This window comes from Oligoflexus sp., from assembly GCF_035638955.1.
Lineage (GTDB): Bacteria > Bdellovibrionota_B > Oligoflexia > Oligoflexales > Oligoflexaceae > Oligoflexus.
In genome coordinates, this window is record NZ_DASQYZ010000276.1 from 107,644 (window position 1) to 129,647 (window position 22,004).

The following is a 22,004-nucleotide window of genomic DNA, read 5'->3' on the forward strand; positions in this document are numbered from 1 at the left end:
CGCATTCCGGGCTTTCTTTAAGAAAGTCCATGATATTGCTTGTATTTTTTGGCGTATTTGACCCCGGATTTTGACGGTTCCTGGCAACAGCTGTGCTGCGATCAACACAGGCGTTGCAGGCCAAGGACCAGGAGGAAGAAAGTCCATGGACCAGAACACAATGGCACCCGAGACGATTTGCAATCATTTGGAAACCCGGTTGCTCCCACCTGATAATTACGCCCTGGCCACCCCGATCTATCAAAGCGTAAAATTTGCGGTTAAAGACTTCGATGAGTTGAAACGGATATTCCGCAACGAGCGCACCGGCTATTTCTATTCACGTCACGGCAATCCCACCGTGGCTCAGTTGGAAAATCTGCTCGCCCAGCTGCAGGGTCAGGAAACCGGACTGGCCACCAGCACCGGTATTGCCGCGATCGCAGGAGCCTTGCTCAGTCTCCTGAAATCAGGGGACCGTCTGGTTTATTTTATTGAGTCCTATCGCCCTTCCCGGGTCTTCGCGGAAAAAATTCTGCGCAAGATGGGGGTTCAGTTAACGCGACTTTCCATCGATGACAAAGCGGGTATCCAGGCGGCTCTGGCTCTGCCCGATACCAAGGCGGTCATCTTTGAAAGCATGACGAATCCCCAGGTCCGGGCTCCGGACATTGATTTTATCTGCGCCGCGGCCAGGAAACATAATGTTCTGACCGTGTTGGATCATACCTTTGCCGGCTTTCAAAAGCTGAAATCCGAACAGTGTGATGTCGTGATTCATAGTCTCACCAAATTCGCCAGCGGGCATGGTGATGTGATGGGCGGGATTATCCTGACCAGTCAGAAGCTGCGGCAGGAGCTGGAAGAAAACATGATCCTGCTCGGCGCGACTCTGGATCCGCATGCAGCCTATCTGATCCTGCGCGGGATGAAGACCTTCCATCTTCGCCGCAAAGCCCAGTGTGAGAATGCTCTGGCTCTGGCCCAGTGGCTTGAAAAGCACCCCAAAGTGGAACACGTCAGCTACCCCGGCTTGCCGAGCCATCCCCAGCACGCGTATTTCAGCGAGTTGTACCATGACTTCGGCAGCATGCTGCTCTTCAGTTTGAAAAATAAAAAATATCCAATCGAAGAGATGGTGGCTCGCGGCCAGCTCTTTAAGTTAGCGGCCAGCCTTGGTTCCACCGAATCGCTGATCACCCCCGCGTTGTTCTTTTTCGCGGGTGACCTGAGCGCGGAGGAGCGGATTCAGGCTGGAATTGATGCCACCTCGATTCGTTTGTCGATCGGTATTGAAAACGTTGCGGATTTGATTCGCGATCTGGAGCAGCTCCTGGATCGCGTGAACTAAGGGGAATGGCTGGCTATGAATGAAACGCGGGCTTTGAAAATCGCCTGGTGGGTTCGTGGTTTTTTTGCGTGTGTCGCCTTATTTTTGCCCCTGGGTCATCCGCATGTCTGGAGGCAGGTCGATACGCTGGGTGTGAGCCTGCGTTATTGGCTGCGTTGGACAGTTGAGCCGGACGCACCCTGGCCACTTCTGCCCGCGGTTCTTCATAGTGGTGAAAGTTCGGGTCTTATGGCCATGGAATGGCCTCTCCTCAATCTGGTGGCAGCTCCGCTGTTTCACTTCGGCCCGGCCTGGGGCACTGGTCTGGCCCGCGCCCTGGTGTTTATTCTCAATTTAATCCTCGTTCTTTGGAATATCCGGGTCTGGCGTGATCAAATGCCCGGTGGGGTCAACGCATCCCGGAGCTGGCGATGGATGCCCCTGGTCGGGCTCGGTCTGGTCTTTTTCCCAAAGTTCATACCCGATGCCACGGCCATGCTTCTGGTCCTGGTGGCCACGGGCTATCTTTATCAAAGAACACATCGTGTGGGCGCCACTTTGCTTTTGCTGATAGGTTTCCTGATGAAGCCAACGTCAGTGATCGTCCTGGCCCTCCTTCTGCTCTCCCCTGGGTTTTGGCAAACGTTATGGCTGACCATACCGCCCATCGCTGTCGCCTTCACCGGGACCGTTCTTTATTATGTGAAGGGCACCAGGTGGATTCAATCTCTGGCTGGTGGCGAATCGCTTTATCGCGTGGATCCACAGAATCCTTTGCATGCGCTGCGGGAATTTCTCAGCGACCTGCCGCAGATGGGCCACCTCTTTCTACAAGGCCTCAGTTTTTATGCAGGCCTTCCTCTTCTTTTGCTTCTCACCGTGCTTGGGAAAACGCGGCCTCTGGGTCGCATTTGGCTTTTGCTGGGGCTCCAGATTCTTGCCATTGCAATGTTGGATGGCGCGCACGCCTTTCAGCACCGGTACTATTTTATGGGAACTTTACCTTTGGTTTGCCTTCTGCTGCAGGCTGTCCTGGACGATATGAAGGCCTCAGCCTCCGCTCAACGTTTTCGCTATGCGCTTCTGGTGTTACTGATGGGCAGCGCCCTGACACATATGGCTTATGAATGGCGACCTTTTTACATCCAAACACCCGCGGAACGTTTTCTGAGTTGGCAGGACTGTCAGAACTTAAAAAGACGTCTTCCGGATTGGCCCTGGAATCAGGCCGCCGTTTTTCGAACAACGCCGCGACCTTATCCTTTAGTGGGACTTTGTTTTGGTGAACGCGTTGGATCGGAGCATTCGCAGTATGGACTCTATATAGATAGTGATCCTCTACCAGCCGGCTGCAAGGAAGTCGGTCGAGCTGGGCATGTGGTCGGTGCGACTTGTAACTTCTAATCAATCCCTCATAAAAAAGCTCAAAACCCATGATAAGGTTCGATTGCATGCTGTGGTTCACGACACCGTATGAAAAAACGAACAGGTCTCTCAAGAGACGGCAGAGCACGGATGAGCTGTCCAGCATTTGATCGCGCATCAGTTGGCGATCATTCGAGATTGGACTCTGATTTGCATAATGATTTGTGTCGGCATCGAGCCATCCAATGACAAGGAGACAAAATCATGCAAACAGGTAGCAGAACAATAGTCGGCGTATTTTCGGATCTTTCTGATGCGCAAAGAGCAACAGATGAACTTCGTAGTCTTGGAGTTTCTGCCGTTCGTCTGGTGGAAAATGATCAAGACGTCACTTTCACCGGAACATCTGAGCGTCAAGGCGCCAGCAGTACCTATAGTTCGAACACCGAACCTAAAAAAACGGGAATCTCCGCTTTCTTTGCCCGTCTTTTCGGCTTTGATGACGATCGGCCTAGCTGGAATATGAGCCAGGATTCGGAAGCTTATTTCCAGGATGCTTATAATAACAAGCATCATCTCGTGATCGTAGAAGACTCCAACGATATCTCCGTTTGTCGCGAAGTGATTGCCCGCTTCGGCGGCCGTGTTGAAGAACAAGGCAGCCAGTTCTATGAAAGCGAACTCTATCGCGATCAAGGCCTTGCTGGAACCCGCTCCAGTTTGGACAGTGACCGCTCGGGCCTTAATGATCAAAGCCTGTCGGGAACGCGGACAAACTTCGACCGTGATTTGGGATTGTCTGGAACCCGCACCGATATGGACCGTGATCAAAGCCTGATGGGAACCCGCACCGATATGGACCGTGATCTCGGACTTTCCGATACACGCACCGACATCAGTCGCGACCAGAGCCTTTCTGGCAATCGTCTGGACTCCACCATGGAAACCAGCATGGATTCGGACCGGGTGATGGAACTGCGCGAAGAACAACTCGATGTTTACACCGAACGCATGCAAACTGGTGAAGTTCAACTTCGCAAGGAAATCGTCACCGAAACCAGGACCATTGAAGTACCTGTAACCCGCGAAGAGATCGTTGTGGAGCGCCGTCCTTTGGATGGTGAAGCCCGCGAAGGCTCGCTGGAAACGGCTGGCCTGGATATGGAAAGCAAAGAAATTCGCATCCCTGTCAGTGAAGAGTTTGTGCACATTGACAAGAAAGTGGTGCCACGCGAAGAAATCCGCGTGTCCAAAGACAAAATCACTGAAACCAAATCGGTTTCGGAAGAAGTGCGTCGCGAAGAAGCGCATGTTGATTCCGATGGTCGCGTCTCCATCAAGGATCGCCGCGATACCACCATCCCACCCATTACCTCAACTCGTGGGCAGGATAAGATCCAGCCAGGAGTTTAATACCCTGGTCCGGAAAAAGGATCCGTTTAGGCGGATCCTTTTTCTGTCATAACCTATTATGTGCCTTGAATGATTTTCAGGTGGTGCACGCCCCGGCGTGTAAACTCCTGACTATTGATATTCCGGGCGACCCACTTCACGCAGTCGACGCTCACATTGTTTTGGAACGCAATGCTGCCAGTGGTGCCCAAGGGGCTGGTGATCGTATAGGTGTTCGTGCTCAGATTCACTTCGATGGAAATCAACGCATGGGCGCTATTGAGAGTGCCAAGCGTGGTATTGTTGCCGTTGGCCAGTCGATAACCCAGGCTATTTTCGCTCGCCATTCCTGAGTTAATCCCGCCCCACAGAAGGTTGACGGCTACACCGGAATCGTTGCTGCTATCGTTATCCATCAGATCACAACGGCCCAACTGGAAGCGCAGCTGATAATCGGTTGGCAGGCTGCCCGTTCTTTGCAGGTCCAGATAAAAGGAAGCCGTTAAAAATCCGGTCTTCTGCAAGGAAAAACTGTTTTTGACCTGGACCACGTTATCCTGAGTTTCAAATTTCAACTGCTGTCCATCGACGCTCGCGCCGGTCGCCGTGGCTTCGATTTCTTTCCAGCCGTTGCCAACCGTGGTGCTGGCGGCACGCTGAAAGGAATCATAGATCAGGCTCGAAGGATTTTGCAGGGCCCAATCAATATTGCGATCGATACGGGCAAAGCCGGCCGTGTTGAAGTCACCATTGCTGGCAGGATAAAATGTTCCCAAGCGGCGTCCGGGAGCAATCATCGCACCGGGCATGTAGCTGTCCGCCTCGTAGCCGAATTCCAGGATCTGTGTCGTGCTGCTCGGCATCGAAGAAAATTTGGCAACGTTACTATCATTGTTGGTTACGTAACTGAGCCTGGCGCCCGCGGTCAACACCGTGAGGGAACCGACGGTATAACCCCGGTTCATAAAACTCGTATTTTCCGCCACGCGAATGGCTGATGTGCTGCTTGTGGCACCGGTGGCGCTGCTGCCTGAAATCATTTTCATATCATCGTAGAGGCCGCGCTCCCAGATCAGAACGGGAAGCTTGACGTCACGATACTTCGTCAGAACCGACGAGGGTCGCACCGAAGCACTCACCCCGACCAGATCCTTGTCGTTGGACTGCGAGGTGGTGGTCACCCCGTCATCAATCATGGTCACGGCGAAACCTTTGGCAATCAGGCGGTTTCTAAAATCCAAGTCCATGCTGGCCAAACTATTGGGGTTCGACACGATAAAGATGGCGCTCGGCTGAACCAAAATGCGGACTTCGGCACTGGCGCTTGGGCCAGCACTGTCGTTGGCATGAAACGTAAAGGTGTCCTGACCTTTGAAGCCCGTATTGGGTGTATAGGTCAGGTTGGGAGCGGCTCCGGTCAAGGTGCCAAAGACAGGTGTTCTATCGATCGTGTAGGTTTTTGTGCCTGTTCCCCCGGTCGAATTCAAGGTAATGGCCCGGGCCGTATTTAGACCGGTCGTGACCACCTGATGTTCCGAAACCAGCGTGCTGGCGGAAGCTTCCAGCACAGCGCGTGTTGTCAAAACCTGAGAGCCGTTATTATAACTGAATGTGACAGACGAGCTGACCACGCCGGCCGTTGCCGAAGTATAAGTGACGACAACCGTGCAGCTTGCTGCTGCGGCAACGGTCGCCGTGCAGGAGCCACCCGTTCCAGGGAACGTGCCACCGGCGTAAGCAAACGCTGTCGATCCAAAGCTGAGACTCAGGCTGCTTATGGATCCTGTGCCTAGATTTTCGATCACCACATGCTTTTTGGTCGGCGTGCCGGTCGGCACCACTCCAAAATCAAAGCGCTTCCCAAGATTGGTTTTCAGGTAACCCACGGCAGCACCGGTGCCCTGCAGGTTCAAACTTAAATTTTGCGTGGTCACACCATCGTGATAACTAAAGATGAGAGAGTTACTGGATGCCGTCAAGGCAGTTGGATTGAAGCCAAAGACAAGCGTACAGCTGCTGCCCGCATTCAAGCTGTTGCCGCAGGTTCCGCCTTCGCCAGGATAGCCGGTCGGAAAAAAGAAAGGACCGACCAGACCTGAAACCAGCTGAAAAGCCGAAGCAGCGACCGTCCCCGTATTGGTCACGGTCACCGACATATCTTGCGGCAGGTTCAGAGCGCGTGAGCCGAAGGACAATGTTGGTGTATTGAAGTTCAAAACCGCCACATCGTTATCAGCGAGATTCAGCGTGGTCGGCACAGCCTTGGAGAAGTAGGCGCCCAGACCCAGATTAACTGTCAGGGTTTCCAAGGGCTCCAGACTGGTATCATCCACAGCAGAAACTGTAAAACTGACCTGAGATTGTCCATCAAGGAATTGAAGCGTCGTTGGTAAGGTATTGGTATCAACGCCTGGAGTCACGGTACCCGAATACACCAGATTAATGGATAGAGCGCCGATGGAAGGAACCGCGCGCTGCGCCGTGAAGGTCGCTGTCAAGGCATTGCCTTCCGCAATTTGGGTGCGGTTCAGGGTCAAGCCGATTTCATAAATAGGGATCATTTTGGTAAGACCCTGCTCGGTTTCACTCAGAACGAAACCTACCGTATAATTCGAGGCACTCAGCAACGCCGGCAGCTGGCTTTGCACCATCGCATAGATGGTTTTTCCGTTGCTACTCTTTAAAGCTGTTCGGGCATTCAACTGAGTATCGAAATTGGTGTTGAGGGGCAGCGTGTAATTCACGCCTTCAATTTTCACCCGCTCCAGGCCAATCACGCAGTTTTGATCATGCTTATAGAGTTTGATGGATTGGTTTCCAACCGCGGTATAAAGCATCCCGTTGCCACTCGCACATCCGCTGAGACGATAATCGACTTCGTCGATGACCGAAACCAGAGCCATGATGGGACGCGCACTGGATGCTGAACCCAGCATCACGCCGAGGTCAACATCGACTTCCGCTTTAGCCTTCTCGGCATTGCTCTGTTTGGAAAGGGTGGTGGCTGGTGTCTCTTCCACGGCGGCAGCTTCCGGCGCCGTCTGCTGCATTTGCGGCATGCAGGCGGATAGCAGGACAGCCAGGGAGAATCCCAGCCAAACCTTGTTCCGTGGTGTCGGAGACAGATACATTTTCAACCTCGTCAGCTTATTCTATTCTTCGGCTGGCACAGGCTGGACTGTAAAAATTCATGATTTGAGATTAAAAAGTTAATAATATTAACAGGGTGGGATGCCATTTCAAATGGCATTAAAATACTAAAAAAACGCGAAGAGCCGGGAAGTTCTCACTCAAACTTACCCGGCGGCAGAATCCGTGCTTTAAAGGATCGCAAACTGAATAGGTTTAAAGGCGAAGTTATTCGATTGCTCGGCTGAGCAGGCTGTCAGTCCTACGATCAGATCCATTTCCGCTTTGATGATAATCGAGTCTCCCGGACGACTTCGGGGCGGCTCAACCTTCATAGCGCCACTGGTTCCATCAATGACGACATTCATAAATACGTTGAACGTGACCGGGATGCTATCCCCTGTAATGCCGAAAGGTGACAGGGCCTCTTCCAAATTTCCGAAGCATCCCCGGTGCGGCTTGTCATGACCATAGATAATGCGAAACGTATCCTTGCTGCACGGAGTCAGCAAAAAATCGTGCCGACCCACGGTGTCCTCGATCAGACGAAACATGACCCGACTGCGATTAGAATAAAAATCATCACCTTTGGTCAGGAAAAGTCGGCTCGCGTAATCCAAGGTTCGACCCGACGACAGATACTCGGCTTTGTCGTCCGCATTGAAACAGATCAAATCGCAGACCTGCTCCCCTTGTGGATCAACAATTTTGAGTTCCTGGCCGGCTTTCATTCTCAAGGCCGTACCGCTGCGAGGCAGGATGGTCTGAAGCTTTTCAGTGGACATGGGCATCAACCTTTTTCGAGTGGAAGGGGCATTTCCAGGCACCTTCAACATGTCGACCGCTATACTGAATGGCTTCAGAACGCGTTCCAAAATCAAGCAGCATGGGATTCACAGATCCCGCGAACGCCTGGTCACGGCGCCTTATGATCTGTCGCATCGTATGATACCGGCCATCAGCCCGCAAGCGTTCAAACTGCTCATGAAGGTTAAAAACCAGCGCCGGGACTTTGAACCGCCGGGCGGGGCGGCTTGCCTGGGGATGCATACCCACAACATAGAAAGCCTTGCCAGCCAGACTCAGACTAAAGTTCGAATCATCCGGATCAGAACTGACGGCAGGATCCCATTCCGATTCGTCCAGCGCGTGCAAATTCTGCAGTCGTTCCCAAAGGGCCGCTTCGAATGCATCTTCGTCGAGGGACGGTGTATCGGTGAACGTGACGATGAAGCTGCGAAAGCCCCCATCATCGGCACGACAGTTCTGAATGTAGTCCTGGAGCTTCTGAAGAAGTTCGGTGTCGTGATCAGAATCCAGGAGCGAACTGGCTTCGTACACCTCGATCTGATTGGTGGCCAAAGCGGTCTTGGCGCCAACACAAGGAAAAGCTTTGTTGCCGATAAAATGTTCCAGATCCGGTTTTGTATTCTGCATAAATGCTCCTCATCATTCGGGCGGACGACACAAGCTATAAGGCAAGAACCATTCCGCATTACTATTGTCCTTAACCTGCTTAAACAACTCAGGTGCGGGCTAACGCCGACATGAGTTGGGAAGAGGACAGAGCGAAGTCTAGAGACTGCAGGACCCTACGTAGGCCAATTTTGTAGAAAATTGCGTCGAGTTCCGAAAATATAGACAATAAAAACAATGCATTAAGAAATAATTACGATTTTTTTGCAACAAATCAGGAAAATTATCGTTGTATAGAACGAATGATGATGGAGGTCTTCATGGGGATAAATGAACAATTTCCCGAATTGCATGTGCTGGAAAGGCTCATCCATTTAAGAAAAGAAGCCGGCCTGACTCAAAAGTTGGTGGAGCAGAAACTCGACTGGCGCCAGGGAACCCTTTACGATTACGAAAAAGCCCGTTTGAAAATCAGTCTGGAAGCCGCGTGGTATCTGCTTCAATTGTATGGAGCCGACTGGAAGGACCTATTTGAGCCGATGGAGGTCGCCTCGACGGTTGAGGCGATCGGACCCTGGATGGCGCCCATGGTGCAACTGGGGCTTGTATCACAGTCGATGCAGGACATGATCCAGTCCATTCGGCACGACCCTATCATCGCCGCAGAAATCGGTCTGGACGAATTGGGATCGAGCACCCCGGTTCTGCAGCTCCTCTTGAATCGGCTGACTGAGACTCAGCGGCGCGATTATTTTTTGGAGCTCTGTCGTTATGTGAACTCGCTGATGACCGCCGATCATAAGATCAGGGCCGAGGAAAAAAAAGCCCGTGACATTCTTCTCGCCTATGCGCCTTTTGAGTTTGATGAGCGGGAAAAAGCCAGTTTACTGCGCGCCTTTGAATCCCGCTATCTGGGCAAGGGTCTGGAGCGCAAGTTTCCCAAGGACGCCTTGAAGCACCTGCTGCTGTGGATTCTTTACATCATGGCATTGAGTGACGGCGAGCTCAATCACCATGAACAGGCCTATATTGAAGCTGTGGCAGAAAATATTGAACTGAAAAAGTCGTCCCTGCACTTCATACAAAAGCAGGTGCTCAGTTTTCATGGAAAGGAACCCACATGAATCAGACCCTATTTTGGTCCATCCTCGCCGCTGTGTGTTTGCTGGCCGAATTCCTGGTCCCTGGCGCCGTCTTGGGTTTTGTTGGAGTGGCCGCGGCTCTGGTCGGTTTGGCTGAATATTTCGGCTGGGTCGACGGTTGGGTGCCGTCTCTCACTCTCTTTTTTGTGATAGCGCTCTTTATGGTTCTGGTGGTGCGCACGCTGTTTCTTCGATTTTTTCCCGGCGACACCCACGTTGAAAACGTGGAAGAGGATGAAGACGCCCATGGCGCTATCGTTGAAGTCCTGCAGGACATCACCCCAGCGAAACACGGACGTATCCGTTTTCGCGACACCAGCTGGGAAGCTGAAAGCGATGAAACGTTGCTGCGAGGTGAAAAGGCCGTAATCGTGAACCGCTCAGGTTCCCTTTGGATCGTTCAATCAATGGCGAAAGGAGACCAACTGCCATGATCTTTTTAACCGTGCTAGCCTTTATTCTACTGATCTTTGTTTACCTGACCGTGATCGTCGTTCCCATGCGCGAGGCCGTGGTGGTGGAAAGGTTAGGGCGCTTTCTGAAAGTGGCCCAGCCCGGCTTTCACATCCTGACGCCGCTGGTCGATCGCGTAGCGTATCGTCACGAGACTCGGGAGCAGGTTCTGGATATTCCGCCCCAGAGCTGTATTTCGCGGGATAATATTCAGATTGAGGTGGATGGCCTTTTGTATTTGAAGGTTGTCGATCCCGAGCTGGCCAGTTACGGGATTGCCAATTATCAGTTGGCTGCCATCAACCTCGCCCAGACGACCATGCGGTCCGAGGTCGGTAAAATGAGCCTGAGCGAAACCTTTTCTGAACGCGAGGCCCTCAACGATAAGATCGTTGAAGAAATTGATGCTGCATCCAGCTCCTGGGGGATCAAGGTTCTGCGCTATGAGATCATGAACATTCAGCCTTCGTCCCATGTGGTGGCGACGCTGGAGAAACAAATGGAAGCGGAGCGGGAAAAGCGTTCCGAAATCACTCTGGCCACAGCGGAAAAGGAAGCGCGCATCAATCTTTCCGAGGGTGAGCGTCAGTTTGCAATTAATATTTCGGAAGGTGAGAAGCAAAAGAAGATCAACGAAGCCATGGGCAAGGGACAGAAAATCAGTCTGATCGCGGCCGCCATGGCCGAAGGCATGATGATCGTGGCCGATGCTGTGAATCAGCCTGGGGGTGCCACCGCAGTTAAACTGAAGCTGATCGATCAGTTTGTGGATGAGCTCGGCGAAATCTTGAAAATAGCCGACGTTTCCGTGGTGCCTGCTGAGCTGGCCAAAGTCAAAGGCATCTTTGAAGGCATTGATTTAGTCACCAACCCTCTCCCAACGCAAACGAGGTAAGTCGTGGATATTTTCGCATGGATTAATCTGATTTTTTGGGGCCTACTGTTCCTGGTGATTGTGATCAAGCTGATCGGTTCGATCCGTCTTGTGCCGACACAATTCGCCTACGTTGTGGAGCGACTGGGCAAGTATCATCGCACGCTGGGTCCTGGTTTTCATGCCACGATTCCCTTTCTGGATAAGGTCCCCTTTAAGGTGGACCTGCGGGAGGAGGCCATTGAGGTGCCGCCTCAGGAATGCTTTTCCAAAGACGAGGTGCATGTTACCGTTGATGGCGTGATTTATCTGTCGGTAACAGATCCGACCAAGGCCTGTTACGGTGTGACAGACTATCGCTACGCGGCGGTGCAGCTGGCGCAGACCACCACGCGCGCTGTCATTGGAACGCTGGACCTGGATAAGACCTTTGAAGAGCGCTCGACGATCTCCGCGCGGGCTGTTGCTGTGCTGGACGCTGCGGGACAGGCCTGGGGCATTCGTGTGCATCGATATGAAATCAAAAACCTGCGGCCGCCGGAAAGCGTACGCGTCTCCATGGAAAAGCAGGTTACGGCGGAACGCCAGCGACGCGCGACCTTGGCCAAGAGTGAAGGCGATAGGCAGGCCAAGATCAATCTATCCGAGGGTAAAAAGCGTGAAATGATCAACCTGTCGGAAGGTGAAATGCAAAGGCAGATCAACGAGGCCGAGGGCCGGGCCGAGGAGATTCGAACGCTGGCGAAAGCGACCGCTGACTCCATCACCAAGATTGCTGCTGTGGTGCAACGTGAGGGTGGTGAAGAGGCCTTGAAGCTGCAGATTGCCGAACGCTATCTGACCCGACTGTCTTACCTGGCTCGCAAGGGAACTCAGGTGGTGCTGCCGGCGAATCTCGCCGACATAAACAGTTGGCTTAAGATGGTCGATCTCGATCCCAAATCGAAACGCTAAAGAGGAAACGAACTTTCCAGTTTAGCCAGCATCGATTTTTCCGCTGCTGAAATCGTAAAACCAAGTCCCATAAAGCCGCCCGTTGCGGCGGCTATAAATTCTGCACGGTCCATGATTCGGTTCTTCCATTCCCCGAAGGATGCATAATCCATCGCTTCGCGAATGCCGCGCGCATAGATTTCCCAAATACCAAAAAGCGTGGAAACCGGGGCTTCATCCAGCCACGTCTGAAGCTGCTCGTAGGCAGGCTGAGACGGAATAAGGCCGTGATCTCCCATGGCTTTCAGTATCGCCGTGCGTTCCGCAGGTTCCATGGCTCCATCAGCCCAGGCTGTTAGAATCAATGGGACCAGCGGCAGAGCTGCGACAGTGGAGGCGGTGACATCATGTTCCAGAAGGTCATTCAGGATGGATTCATTGGTGATGCCGGATACTTGCGCCAGTTGATGTCGGGCTTCCGCTCGCTGCTCGTCGACCCGCAGATGCTGCAAAAGGTCTGAAGCGTGGTGAACGTAAAGACTGTCTTCAACGATGCTGTAACCCAGCTCCCTATTTTCATGTATCATCAGCGACTCCTTCAAGAGTGAAAAACAGAGCCTGTCGACGAGTGTATAGGAAAACCTGTTGAAACATCCTTAAGATTATGGAAAGGCCGGGAAACTTTTTCATACCTCCGCGGAAGCCTTATGACTAAAAAGTCTTTCCGTTTCGGGCGACTCTTCTCGCGTAAATAAACTATAAACGATCGGCACCACGTAAAGCGTCAGCGGCGTGGAAAAAAACACTCCACCTATCACCGCCATAGCCATTGGAATCCTTGTTTCAGAACCTGGCCCAAAACTCAGGGCTGCAGGAATCGCTCCAACGACTGTGGCGAGCGTGGTCATCAGAATGGGTCGCAACCGTAGCCGTCCAGCATCCTGAATGGCATGATACAGCCCATAACCTTGTTCGCGCAGCTGATGGGTAAATTCCACAAGGAGAATCGAGTTTTTCTTGGCAATTCCCATCAAAAGAATCAGACCGATCATGCTGTACATGTTGAGGGATTGCCCGGTACCCCAGAGAGCGAGGAGAGCGCCCGAGACGCTGAAAGGCAAAGCCATGAGAATGGTCACGGGATCCACGAAGCTATTGAACTGCGAGGCCAGAACCATATACGAGACAATAATGCCAAGCCCCAGGGCAATGAGGAAACTTTGGAAGGATTCCTGGAAACTTTCAGACGAACCGGAAAGATCGACGAAATATCCGGCCGGAAGGATTTTGGCTGCTTCCGTCCGCACGCGCTCGATCGCATCACCTTGGGATGCCGCCGGTGCCAGGCCCGAACTCACAGCAATCCCACGCTGACGATTTTCCCGGTAAATGGTTAAAGGACCATCATCGGTGACCAGCTTAACCACCGCGTGCAGCGGCACCAGCTGACCTCGATTGTTGCGAACCTGAATGGATTTCACCACATTGATGGAGTTACGGGTTTCCTTGGGAAGGCGCACCATGATGGGATAACGGCGTCCGCCTTGCGAATAGTTTGCCGCGCGGGTTCCACTGAACATGGTGTTCAGAGTGCTCGCGATCGTGGCGATATCCACTCCATATTGCAGCGCTGCCTCGCGATTCGGGACGACATGCATTTCTGGAATGGCATTCAGGTTATCGGCATTGATGCCGACATACAGACCAGTTTTTTCCAACTGTGCGATCAAGCTTTTGGTGGCGACGCGCAGTTCCTTGTCATTGGGACCCTTGACCGTGAATTCCACAGGCTGACCGCCGCCACCGCCGATACTTGCGGCGAAGCTGGCTCGGACAAAGCCTTGCACACCCGGCACGTTTTTTACCGCCTGGCGCAGGCTGGCTTCGATTTCGCTGAGTTCCCATTCCGGGCCGCGCTCCTTGGGTTTGCCGAAGATAACAATGACGGTTCCGGAGTTGTTGCGTCCAGCGCCGCCAAAGCCGCCAATGGAAGAGAAATGGCGGGTGACAAACGGTAATTTCTGAATCTCGGCCTCCACCGCTTTTAACTTTGCGTCGGTGAATTCCAGTGATGAACCTTCAGGGGTTTTTACAGAAACAAAAGCCCGCCCTTCGTCCAAAGCTGGCGCAAACTCGGTTTTCAAAAGTTTGATCGTATAAAGTGAAGCGGCAAAGCCCAGCATCGCAAGGCCAAGATAGAGCCAGCGAAATTTCAGCGCATGACCGAGACTCTGCCCATAGGTGCGGCCCAACCATTCCATGCCACCGTCAAAGGCTTTGCCAAAACGAGTCGTGCGCGTGCCGTCGCCTTTGAAGCGCGATATGCGCATCGGCGCCAGAGTCAGGGATTCCACCATCGAGAGTAAAACGGCGACCGAGATGGTCACACCAAATTGAAAAATGAACTGGCCCACGATCCCTTTGATAAACGCGATGGGCAAAAAGATGGCCACCACGGCCGCCGTCGTTGCCAGGATCGCCAGAGTGATTTCCCGACTGCCGGTCAAGGCGGAACGCACGGGGTCCTTGTCGGTCTTCCGATGCCGGAAAATATTTTCGAGGACAATGATCGCATCATCGACAACGATCCCGATGGCCAGGGATAAGCCCAGCAGTGTAAATGTATTCAAGGTGAAATTCAGCATTTTGAGGACGATGAAGCTGCCGATGATCGAAGTCGGAATGGCCAGAATAATATTGAAGGTGGCGATCCAGGAACCGAGGAAGAGCCAGCAGACCAGGGAGGTGAGTGCGGCTGACAGCACGATGGTGACCACCAGTTCCTCGACGGATTCGCGGATGAACGATGTGGTGTCGAAGTTAACTTCAAGGCCCGTGCCCTCAGGCAGAATTTTATTCAATTCTTCGATCTTGAGTTTGACGGCATCGGCGACTTCCACTGCATTCGAGCCGCGCTGTTTCCGAATCCCGATGGTGGATGTGGGTTGGCCGTTGACGCGGGAAATCCGCCGAATTTCATCGGTGCCCTCGTAAATATTGGCGATCTGCCCGAGCGTGAGGCTGCTATAAACCGGGCTTCCACCGCGACGGGTGATCTGGATTTTTTTTAACTCGTCGGCGCTGCCCACTTCACCCAGGACCCGAAGCGCCTGCTCCTTTTCGCCGAGAGTCAGGGCCCCAGCGGGCAGCTCGTTATGCTCCCGTTGGATCGCTTGCACCACGTCATCGGCCGTGAGCTCAAAAGCTTTGAGTTTATCGAGATCCAGATCGACCCGAATCATCGGTTCGATGTATCCAAAGACCGTAGCTTCCGCAACGCCAGCCACCGAAGACAGGGGATCCTGGATGCGCTCCTTAATCAGGATCATCAATTCGCGCGGTGAAAGTTTACCGGCTTTAACCGCCAGAAACATGATCGGGCTGTCTTCCGGATTCATCTTCGAGAGAATCGGTGGGTCCATGTTTTTTGGCAAAAACTGCTGGGCCCGACTGATGCGCGAGGTCAGTTCCTGAATCGCAATATCAATGTCCTGGCCGATTTCAAATTCCACACTGATGTTGCCCGATCCCGTGCGGATGTCCGAAACCAGCGATTTGATGCCTGGAATGGCGACGACTGCAGCTTCCAGGGGTTCAATGACATCCTTTTCAATCACTTCAGGAGCAGCACCAGGATGGTTCACGCTGATGTTGGCGACGGGAAAGTCGATATCGGGATTCAGGCTCACGCCCATTTCCCGATACGCAAGAGCGCCGAAGAATATGAGCCCGAACATCAGCATCCAGGTGAAAACATGGTTGCGAATGGACAGTTCGGAAATGTTCATCGGCGGCCTGCTTTCGGCAGACCACGGACCTGCAGCTGAGCCTCGATATAGGCCAGCTTCGCATTATAGAGGGCCTGGTCGCGGTTACGTTTGATTTGCAGACGCTGATCCAAAGCCTGCATGATTTCGAGGTTGGTCAGGAGGCCATTTTCAAATTCCTCCTGCTGGATCTTCACACTGCGTTCCGCTGCGGCCAGGGCCTTATCATAAAGCTGAATCTGTTCCAGCCCATCGCGATAGGCTTGCTCGGCCTGCTCGCGAATCAAACGGTTTTCCCGGGTTTCCAGGCTTTGGGTGACGTTGGCCTGCGATCGCTCGATGACCGCCGTCTTCACATTGGCTTCCACTTCGCCGGCATCGTAAAGGGTCCAGGTCAGACCCACACCAAAGCTGAGTCGGTTCACCTGCTCATTATCAGGGAAGGGATAGCTCCAGTCATGAGCGGCAATCAGATCAACCCGAGGTTTGGTGGCGGTGCGGGCTTCCTCGATCCGGCTTTCGGCGAGGGCCACGCGGATACGAGCCGCTTCCACCGTCGGCAGGATTTTTTCCTGCTTGCCGGTCAATTTCATATCGGTGATGCTGAGTCGATCCGATAGATTCAAAGAACCTGATTGGCCTGTGAGCCACGCCAGACGTCTTTGTGCGCTATCGCGCGAAGCTATCGAGGCTTGAATTTGCGCGTTGGTGGCTTCCAGTTGCGTGCGGGCTGCCAGGACTTCAGCATCACGGGAGCGACCGATGCTGGCGCGTTTCTGCAAGGTGCTGACGCGTTGCCTATAGATTCGTTCGGTCTCGCGCAGGTTGGCAATATCCGAATCGCTGCCGACAATCTGATAAAAAAGTTGAGCCACCTGCAGGTAAAGTTCTTCCTTTTGCGCCTCGAAATCCCAGCGAGCCGCGGTCGTCAGGTATTCCACGCTTTGCAGGCGCGCTTGAATGGAGCCGCCTTCGTAAATAGGCTGGCGAAGTTCTGTATGCAGGGACGGCTGCCAATCACCGCGAACATCCGAACCGCCCACTTTGGAGTAAACGCGGCTAAAATCGCCGGCAATGCGGGCGCGCGGCTGATTGAGAGTTCTTATGGCTTCTCCGGATTGCTGCTGGCGTTCGATTTCCAGTCTTCCCAGAGTCAGGTTTTCCGATTGGCTGAGAGCAAGATCAAACGTTTGATCCAAGGTAAAGGCCGCAAAGGCCGGCCAGGACACAGCCCAGGCCAGTCCGACCAGAGTTATCTTGAGGGAGCGTTTCATGGTGATCCTTTTCAGACGGCACGAAGGGGAACTATGAGAATTATTGTTTAGCATTCACACTAAGGCCTGGCGAGTCAAGAGTCGCAGGCCCCGTGGTGAATGTAAACTCACCCAGAATCCCGTAGGCCAGGTGAGAAAAGAATGAGGAGAGTTTGAGTGTCAAATTGACTTTTAAGTGGGTTTGAGGCCGATCATGGATCGCTTCAAAGCCGCAATCAAAGCGTCGAGGGCCAGCTCCGTAGCTTCTTCCTCGGTCTGATCCTTGGTTTTAAAAATTTCAACCAGATCGAGCAAAGTGAAGGGGGCTTCGGGGAGCGTGAGGAGGCTTTGGATATTGTCCGGACATCGGTCGAACAGAAGGCCATCTTCCGTTCGGGTCATTAAAATCGGCGCTGATGCAGGGTCCGGGGGTGGGGGAACTTCGCCAGCTTGCAGCATTGTATAGACCGTGAGCACATCCCAATTCAGGGATAGAACCCGGTGCTCGTTACGGAAAACGAAGGTCGCCTCGTCCCATTCATCTGGTGACCAGCTTATCAGGATATTCAAGTCCAAAGGCGACACGGCTGGATCCGGCTGCGTGGCGAGCTCCATGTGCATGGCATCAAAGGCTGCGAGTTCAGCAATCAACGCCTGCGGGACACCAAAATCGATGCCGATCGGGTGTTCCATCAGAAAGGTTGGCAGGCGCGATCCGGCAAAGTTGATGGAAAAATTTTCTGGTGGAATGTGGCGAATGTATTGCGACACGATCTCGGTCATGGCGTCGTCTTCAACGATGGCATGCAAAGTCTTGAAGGTGGTTTTGAGCGCTTCCAGAAGACCCAGGAAGTGATTGTTGGTGTAGGCGCTTAAACCGTGGAAAGGTTTGACGTTGGAGTTGTGCAGAAGATCGGTGATGTTATCGTGCAAGGTCTCGCGTCGTAATACGGAGAACAGTTTTTCCTGATGCGTGGCGAGGCTGGCTTTGCTTTGGCTGCGGAGATCAGGAATTGTTATAGGAGCCTGGTCCAGGGGCGTCTCTGTTTGAGCGGCCTCTGCATGCTGCCGTGCAGCTGCGAGTTCGTCCCCGAGTCGGGATAGGGATGGAAGATGACCGTCCCATTCCACGAGGCTGGGCACACCTGGAAAGAGTTTGATGGCTTTACGGTAAAGGCTCCAGACTTCATCAGGTACGGGCTGATCGTGAGTGTCGATGCAAATGTCTTCGCTTACGGAATGACCGGCAAGGTGAAACTGTCCGACGTATTCGGGTTTCAATCGATTGATATAGAATTCAGGGTCCCAGCCCAGGTTTTTGCTGTTCACCATGCAGTTATTGATGTCGAGAAGAATACCGCAACCGGTGCGGGCACAAAGTTCGTTGAGGAAGTCGGGCTCGTGCATGTCGGACGCCAGGAAATCGATGTACATGCTGGGGTTTTCGAGCAGCATAGGCCTTTTAAGGGTTTCCTGGACTTTTTGCACGCGGGCGCAGATGTGGTTCAGACTTTCTTCATTCAGCGGAAAGGGCAGGAGGTCATAGGACTGCTGACCTTTCCACGAGGTCCAGCAGAGATGGTCGGTGACCATGGCTGGCTGCAGCCAGTCGATCATTTCTTTGAGGAGTTTCAGATAACGTTCATTCAGCGGATCAAGACCAGCAATACCAAGACCTACACCATGTGAAGCTATAGGATAGTCACTGCGAATCTTTTCAATATGCCGTCGCGGGCGTCCACCGATGCCCATGAAGTTTTCGCTGATAATCTCCAGCCAATCGATTTTGGGGGTATTGCGTGCGTGGAAGTCCGGGTAGTGCGCGGGGCGAAGCCCAACCCCGAAACCGAGTTGTTGCAACATGGAGACCTCAGGAGCGAAGAAGGGGAGCATGCGCTCCCCTTTGGATTACTTCTTAGCAGGAGCAGGATGAGCGTGGTCATGAGCTTTTGCTGCTTCAGGGGCTTTGGCAGCAGCTGCTTTCTTTTCAAATTCAGCCTTGCTCATCCAGGTGCCGTTTTTGGCTTTGCAAGCAGGTTCGTCCTTGATGCCTTCATGGACTTTGCCGCCGCAGTTATTGCTGGGGGGAGCGCCGCAGGTGCTCGCGCAAACCGATGCTTCGCCAGCTTTCACAGCTTTCTTGTCTGCAGCATTGGCTTGAGCAGCCACGACAGTCAAAGCAGCAGCGGCGATCATGCCCAATTTCTTCGAGTTCATTAACATCTCCGATCAGTAAGTTATGAATGAAATGATTATATGGGATTTTTATGACCGATATGAAGGGAAAAGTTTGCATAGCCTGTCAATAACTAAGACAGCCGCTTGAAATATTCATAACGGCTAAAGAAAGGCGCCCACACTATTAAGGTTAATATTCTTTTTTTCTAATAATTAAAATTGGTTAGCTAATTCGAGCGAATTTGCTTTTCTTGGCAGGCTGTCTGCAATTATAAGGCTGTGGAGGTTAACCGCAGAGCTCTTGAATATGCCGACGCTATGTTTCAAGCCTCCTCTTATGCGGTGTCCTCGCACGACTTATCCAAATGTGGCAACAAACCGACAATCACCCGTTCTCAACTACTTTGAAGGCGCCTTTTGGAAATAAGCGATAACCCTGAGGCTCGAAGTAATGAGCAAGTCTAGTCTAGCACCGTGAGAAGTTGGCTTCTAAATCGTGCTGCAAACTCATTTAACTGCAACGCTCAGCTTAATCGATAGCGGCGGACAAAGATGCTGATTGTGAGTAAAGACTCTGCGCGAGTGGTGTAAGCGGCTAAAAGAATTTCATATAACGTCATTGTGACTTGGAATGATAGTTTGATTGCCGCTATATTGACTGTGCCGCCATGATGGAGCGTGAGGAAATGTTATACCGATTGCTAGTTCTATTTGCGATTCTCAATGGTTTAGCCTGTCAGCGAATTACAAATACGATCTCGACTGTGCAGCTGGATTGCGGGGGTGAAGTTGCGTGGCAGGATTCATATGTTAAGTTTGTGGATAACCTTGGCAATCCACTTCCGCAACCGCTCCTTGAATATCGGTCGCTCGAAGGCCAATCACTCCAAACGTTGAAGTTGAGCAGCAAGGGCTGTTTAGCCCTTGAAACTACAGGTATTTGGCTGATACGTCATCGCGAAAAGCCGGAAGGTCTAGTACTGGATTTCTCGAAAATTCATCAATCCGTGACTTTACAGCTGAAGGATATTTCCGCTGAGAACTTGAAGCCGGTATGCCCAGCTTATGAGGTTGGTCGTAGATTGAATCTGCAGTCCATGCTTGAGCAGCAAGGAGAGCATGATCTGCGCGGATATGAAGTTAGTTTTTCCATTCATTCCGACAAGGTTCAAAAATCCTGGCCGAAACAGAATTTTTCTCTTTTGCAGAGTATCGAATTAGCCGGAGTCTTTCCGGAAGGCAAAATCCAGCTGGATTTTACGGTCACTAATAATTTTCGCAGTGGCGAACAAAGTATCAAGACCTGTCCTGTGAAATTTGACTACACGGGACCTGTAATTACGACATCTCTATCGTCAGGGAAAAATAAAGTCTATAAAGGTCGCCCTTTTGTGGTTCTAAGTTCGGATCAAGACATTCGCTTCACATCACCAGCCGACGATTTCTATGCGTTCGACGTTTGCCATCTCAAGCGACAGGACTGGGATGCCGGAAACGTAAATGGATTTGAGCCTCTTTGTGAAAAGCCAGAGCGAATCGCCGCCGATCGTCCGGTGTCCTTCGACACTCGACAGGGTTTCTGGCAGCTATCGTATAGGGGTGTAGATCCAGCCGGAAATACCTCGGATTGGTCGGAGCCTCTTATGATCCTTTTGGAACAGCAGAATGCACGGCTGAAAATTGCTTCTAAAACAAGTCAACAGAACGCGGAACTCAGCGCCGGGGGTTATGCTAAAACGCCTTTTGGGATGCTAACTTCGCTTGAAATCTATAAGGAATGGCAAAATCTGCCAACACTATTCGAACGGGAACAGCTAGAGACGTCCATACTGCTCACAATGCATCGTCCATGGATGGAACCGAGTGTTCAAGTGAATATGCGCGTTGCACCGCAAAATCATTATCCCCGTCTTGCATTGCCTTTAGCGGATGGGAAGTATTTCGTGTCGATCGAGTCTGTTTATCAGCCAAACAAATTGCATTTTGCAGCCTCCCTCACAAATGCTGAGACTTTTGAAGAAAAAGCATTGATCACTTCCGACGGTCTACCAAACGGCTGGCAGGTATCCAAGGACGGATCGAAATTCTTCTGGTTCACCTTCACTTATGTCTATTATGGGAAGCTCATAGGCAATGACGTAAAGATTCAGAAAATGGAATTTAAGGATGACTATATTTCAGCTGTCCGCTTTTTGAAAAACGACACGCAAATCGTCGTTGCAACCAGAATACATGAAAACAAGCTAACTTATTTCGAAGCTGCTGATCAATTGACGCAACTGGGTTCCGAACCTATTCTAATCGATATCTGGAAGACTAATGTTGTGCCTAGCATTGTTAGTATTACCGATGACGCACGAGGTGTCTGGATGGAAGATGTTGACAACAACAGCCTTAGCTCATGGTCGATTTTTGAAGAAGGAGCAAGAAATTCTCTCGATTTCAACCCTGAATTGGTTCCAGGTTTTGACATTAATGTAGATACCGTCAGGGTTTTGGAAAACGACAAGCGTTTGTTTATCTCCTTCTCTTATGTAAGATACCCTTTCTGTAGTTTCTATCTTTATAATTCCGAGCTACCTGAACGAGAAAGAGCACAAATGCTTCTAGAAGCGATGCCTTGCAGCGCTAGAACTGACGGGACAGCGGTTGGAAGCCCTATATCTCAGCCAAGTATGAGACAGTTTCTGCCGATAAATTAGTATAATGAAAGTGGCGGAAATGAGGCTTCATCCATGTCCCAGACATCCAAAGACAAAAAGCTTGTGGGTTCAGCAACTTCAGAATCATTAC

Annotated in this window: 16 protein-coding genes; 8 read left to right on the plus strand and 8 right to left on the minus strand. The window is 51.9% G+C overall.

Annotated features, from left to right (window positions below; all coding sequences use genetic code 11):
* The first annotated feature begins 145 nt into the window (after positions 1-145).
* The 3 genes from VE954_RS25455 to VE954_RS25465 all read left to right on the plus strand — a co-directional run bounded on the left by VE954_RS25455 (position 146) and on the right by VE954_RS25465 (position 4,087).
* On the plus strand, positions 146-1,330 hold the full coding sequence (locus tag VE954_RS25455) for a PLP-dependent aspartate aminotransferase family protein (RefSeq protein WP_324958140.1): 1,185 nt from the start codon (positions 146-148) through the stop codon (positions 1,328-1,330).
* 15 nt (positions 1,331-1,345) lie between these two features.
* The gene (locus tag VE954_RS25460; protein WP_324958142.1) at positions 1,346-2,713 is read left to right on the plus strand and encodes a hypothetical protein; all 1,368 of its coding nucleotides are present in this window, start codon (positions 1,346-1,348) and stop codon (positions 2,711-2,713) included.
* A gap of 225 nt (positions 2,714-2,938) precedes the next feature.
* Entirely contained in the window at positions 2,939-4,087 is a 1,149-nt protein-coding gene (locus VE954_RS25465; protein ID WP_324958144.1) for a YsnF/AvaK domain-containing protein, read from the plus strand.
* A gap of 56 nt (positions 4,088-4,143) precedes the next feature.
* Here the strand turns inward: VE954_RS25465 and VE954_RS25470 are convergent, their stop codons facing one another.
* The 3 genes from VE954_RS25470 to gntA form a co-directional block, all read right to left on the minus strand.
* Positions 4,144-7,197: a choice-of-anchor D domain-containing protein gene (locus VE954_RS25470; protein WP_324958146.1), complete on the minus strand. Its 3,054-nt coding sequence runs from the start codon at positions 7,195-7,197 to the stop codon at positions 4,144-4,146.
* A gap of 189 nt (positions 7,198-7,386) precedes the next feature.
* On the minus strand, positions 7,387-7,980 hold the full coding sequence (locus tag VE954_RS25475) for an urea carboxylase-associated family protein (RefSeq protein ID WP_324958148.1): 594 nt from the start codon (positions 7,978-7,980) through the stop codon (positions 7,387-7,389).
* On the minus strand, positions 7,970-8,632 hold the full coding sequence (gene gntA / locus VE954_RS25480; RefSeq protein ID WP_324958150.1) for a guanitoxin biosynthesis heme-dependent pre-guanitoxin N-hydroxylase GntA: 663 nt from the start codon (positions 8,630-8,632) through the stop codon (positions 7,970-7,972). The genes VE954_RS25475 and gntA overlap by 11 nt, the downstream gene beginning before the upstream one ends.
* Before the next feature lie 299 nt (positions 8,633-8,931).
* On the opposite strand from gntA, the gene VE954_RS25485 reads away from it, so the two are divergent.
* Genes VE954_RS25485 through VE954_RS25500 form a run of 4 tightly spaced genes read left to right on the plus strand, consistent with a single transcriptional unit; the run spans position 8,932 to position 12,034 of the window.
* The gene (locus VE954_RS25485; RefSeq protein ID WP_324958152.1) at positions 8,932-9,735 is read left to right on the plus strand and encodes a helix-turn-helix domain-containing protein; all 804 of its coding nucleotides are present in this window, start codon (positions 8,932-8,934) and stop codon (positions 9,733-9,735) included.
* Positions 9,732-10,187, plus strand: coding sequence for an NfeD family protein (locus VE954_RS25490; RefSeq protein WP_324958154.1), 456 nt, complete (start codon positions 9,732-9,734; stop codon positions 10,185-10,187). The genes VE954_RS25485 and VE954_RS25490 overlap by 4 nt, the downstream gene beginning before the upstream one ends.
* Positions 10,184-11,101: an SPFH domain-containing protein gene (locus VE954_RS25495; RefSeq protein ID WP_324958156.1), complete on the plus strand. Its 918-nt coding sequence runs from the start codon at positions 10,184-10,186 to the stop codon at positions 11,099-11,101. Before VE954_RS25490 ends, VE954_RS25495 begins: the two co-directional genes overlap by 4 nt.
* A gap of 3 nt (positions 11,102-11,104) precedes the next feature.
* Positions 11,105-12,034, plus strand: a complete 930-nt coding sequence (locus VE954_RS25500) for a stomatin-like protein (protein WP_324958158.1) — start codon at positions 11,105-11,107, stop codon at positions 12,032-12,034.
* Here VE954_RS25500 and VE954_RS25505 read toward each other — a convergent pair.
* From VE954_RS25505 to VE954_RS25525, 5 genes are all read right to left on the minus strand, one after another.
* Entirely contained in the window at positions 12,031-12,600 is a 570-nt protein-coding gene (locus VE954_RS25505) for a hypothetical protein (protein WP_324958160.1), read from the minus strand. The two genes, VE954_RS25500 and VE954_RS25505, sit on opposite strands and share 4 nt — an antisense overlap.
* A 99-nt stretch (positions 12,601-12,699) precedes the next feature.
* Complete coding sequence (locus VE954_RS25510; protein ID WP_324958162.1) at positions 12,700-15,801, minus strand: efflux RND transporter permease subunit; 3,102 nt, start codon at positions 15,799-15,801, stop codon at positions 12,700-12,702.
* The gene (locus tag VE954_RS25515; RefSeq protein WP_324958164.1) at positions 15,798-17,054 is read right to left on the minus strand and encodes a TolC family protein; all 1,257 of its coding nucleotides are present in this window, start codon (positions 17,052-17,054) and stop codon (positions 15,798-15,800) included. Before VE954_RS25515 ends, VE954_RS25510 begins: the two co-directional genes overlap by 4 nt.
* A gap of 171 nt (positions 17,055-17,225) precedes the next feature.
* Positions 17,226-18,896 carry a DUF692 family multinuclear iron-containing protein gene (locus VE954_RS25520; RefSeq protein ID WP_324958166.1) on the minus strand — a complete coding sequence of 557 codons (1,671 nt, stop codon included), beginning with the start codon at positions 18,894-18,896 and terminating at the stop codon, positions 17,226-17,228.
* A 45-nt stretch (positions 18,897-18,941) separates the two neighbouring features.
* Positions 18,942-19,250 carry a hypothetical protein gene (locus tag VE954_RS25525; RefSeq protein WP_324958168.1) on the minus strand — a complete coding sequence of 103 codons (309 nt, stop codon included), beginning with the start codon at positions 19,248-19,250 and terminating at the stop codon, positions 18,942-18,944.
* 647 nt (positions 19,251-19,897) lie between these two features.
* On the opposite strand from VE954_RS25525, the gene VE954_RS25530 reads away from it, so the two are divergent.
* Positions 19,898-21,913 (plus strand): hypothetical protein, encoded by a 2,016-nt coding sequence (locus tag VE954_RS25530; RefSeq protein WP_324958170.1) that lies wholly within the window; start codon positions 19,898-19,900, stop codon positions 21,911-21,913.
* Positions 21,914-22,004 lie beyond the last annotated feature (91 nt).

Bases quoted from the DNA above. Each gene is read 5' to 3' on its own strand.
- VE954_RS25455 (WP_324958140.1), top strand. From the start codon at position 146: ATGGACCAGAACACAATGGCACCCGAGACGATTTGCAATCATTTGGAA.
- VE954_RS25460 (WP_324958142.1), top strand. From the start codon at position 1,346: ATGAATGAAACGCGGGCTTTGAAAATCGCCTGGTGGGTTCGTGGTTTT.
- VE954_RS25465 (WP_324958144.1), top strand. From the start codon at position 2,939: ATGCAAACAGGTAGCAGAACAATAGTCGGCGTATTTTCGGATCTTTCT.
- VE954_RS25470 (WP_324958146.1), bottom strand. From the start codon at position 7,197: ATGTATCTGTCTCCGACACCACGGAACAAGGTTTGGCTGGGATTCTCC.
- VE954_RS25475 (WP_324958148.1), bottom strand. From the start codon at position 7,980: ATGTCCACTGAAAAGCTTCAGACCATCCTGCCTCGCAGCGGTACGGCC.
- gntA (WP_324958150.1), bottom strand. From the start codon at position 8,632: ATGCAGAATACAAAACCGGATCTGGAACATTTTATCGGCAACAAAGCT.
- VE954_RS25485 (WP_324958152.1), top strand. From the start codon at position 8,932: ATGGGGATAAATGAACAATTTCCCGAATTGCATGTGCTGGAAAGGCTC.
- VE954_RS25490 (WP_324958154.1), top strand. From the start codon at position 9,732: ATGAATCAGACCCTATTTTGGTCCATCCTCGCCGCTGTGTGTTTGCTG.
- VE954_RS25495 (WP_324958156.1), top strand. From the start codon at position 10,184: ATGATCTTTTTAACCGTGCTAGCCTTTATTCTACTGATCTTTGTTTAC.
- VE954_RS25505 (WP_324958160.1), bottom strand. From the start codon at position 12,600: ATGATACATGAAAATAGGGAGCTGGGTTACAGCATCGTTGAAGACAGT.
- VE954_RS25510 (WP_324958162.1), bottom strand. From the start codon at position 15,801: ATGAACATTTCCGAACTGTCCATTCGCAACCATGTTTTCACCTGGATG.
- VE954_RS25515 (WP_324958164.1), bottom strand. From the start codon at position 17,054: ATGAAACGCTCCCTCAAGATAACTCTGGTCGGACTGGCCTGGGCTGTG.
- VE954_RS25520 (WP_324958166.1), bottom strand. From the start codon at position 18,896: ATGTTGCAACAACTCGGTTTCGGGGTTGGGCTTCGCCCCGCGCACTAC.
- VE954_RS25525 (WP_324958168.1), bottom strand. From the start codon at position 19,250: ATGAACTCGAAGAAATTGGGCATGATCGCCGCTGCTGCTTTGACTGTC.
- VE954_RS25530 (WP_324958170.1), top strand. From the start codon at position 19,898: ATGTTATACCGATTGCTAGTTCTATTTGCGATTCTCAATGGTTTAGCC.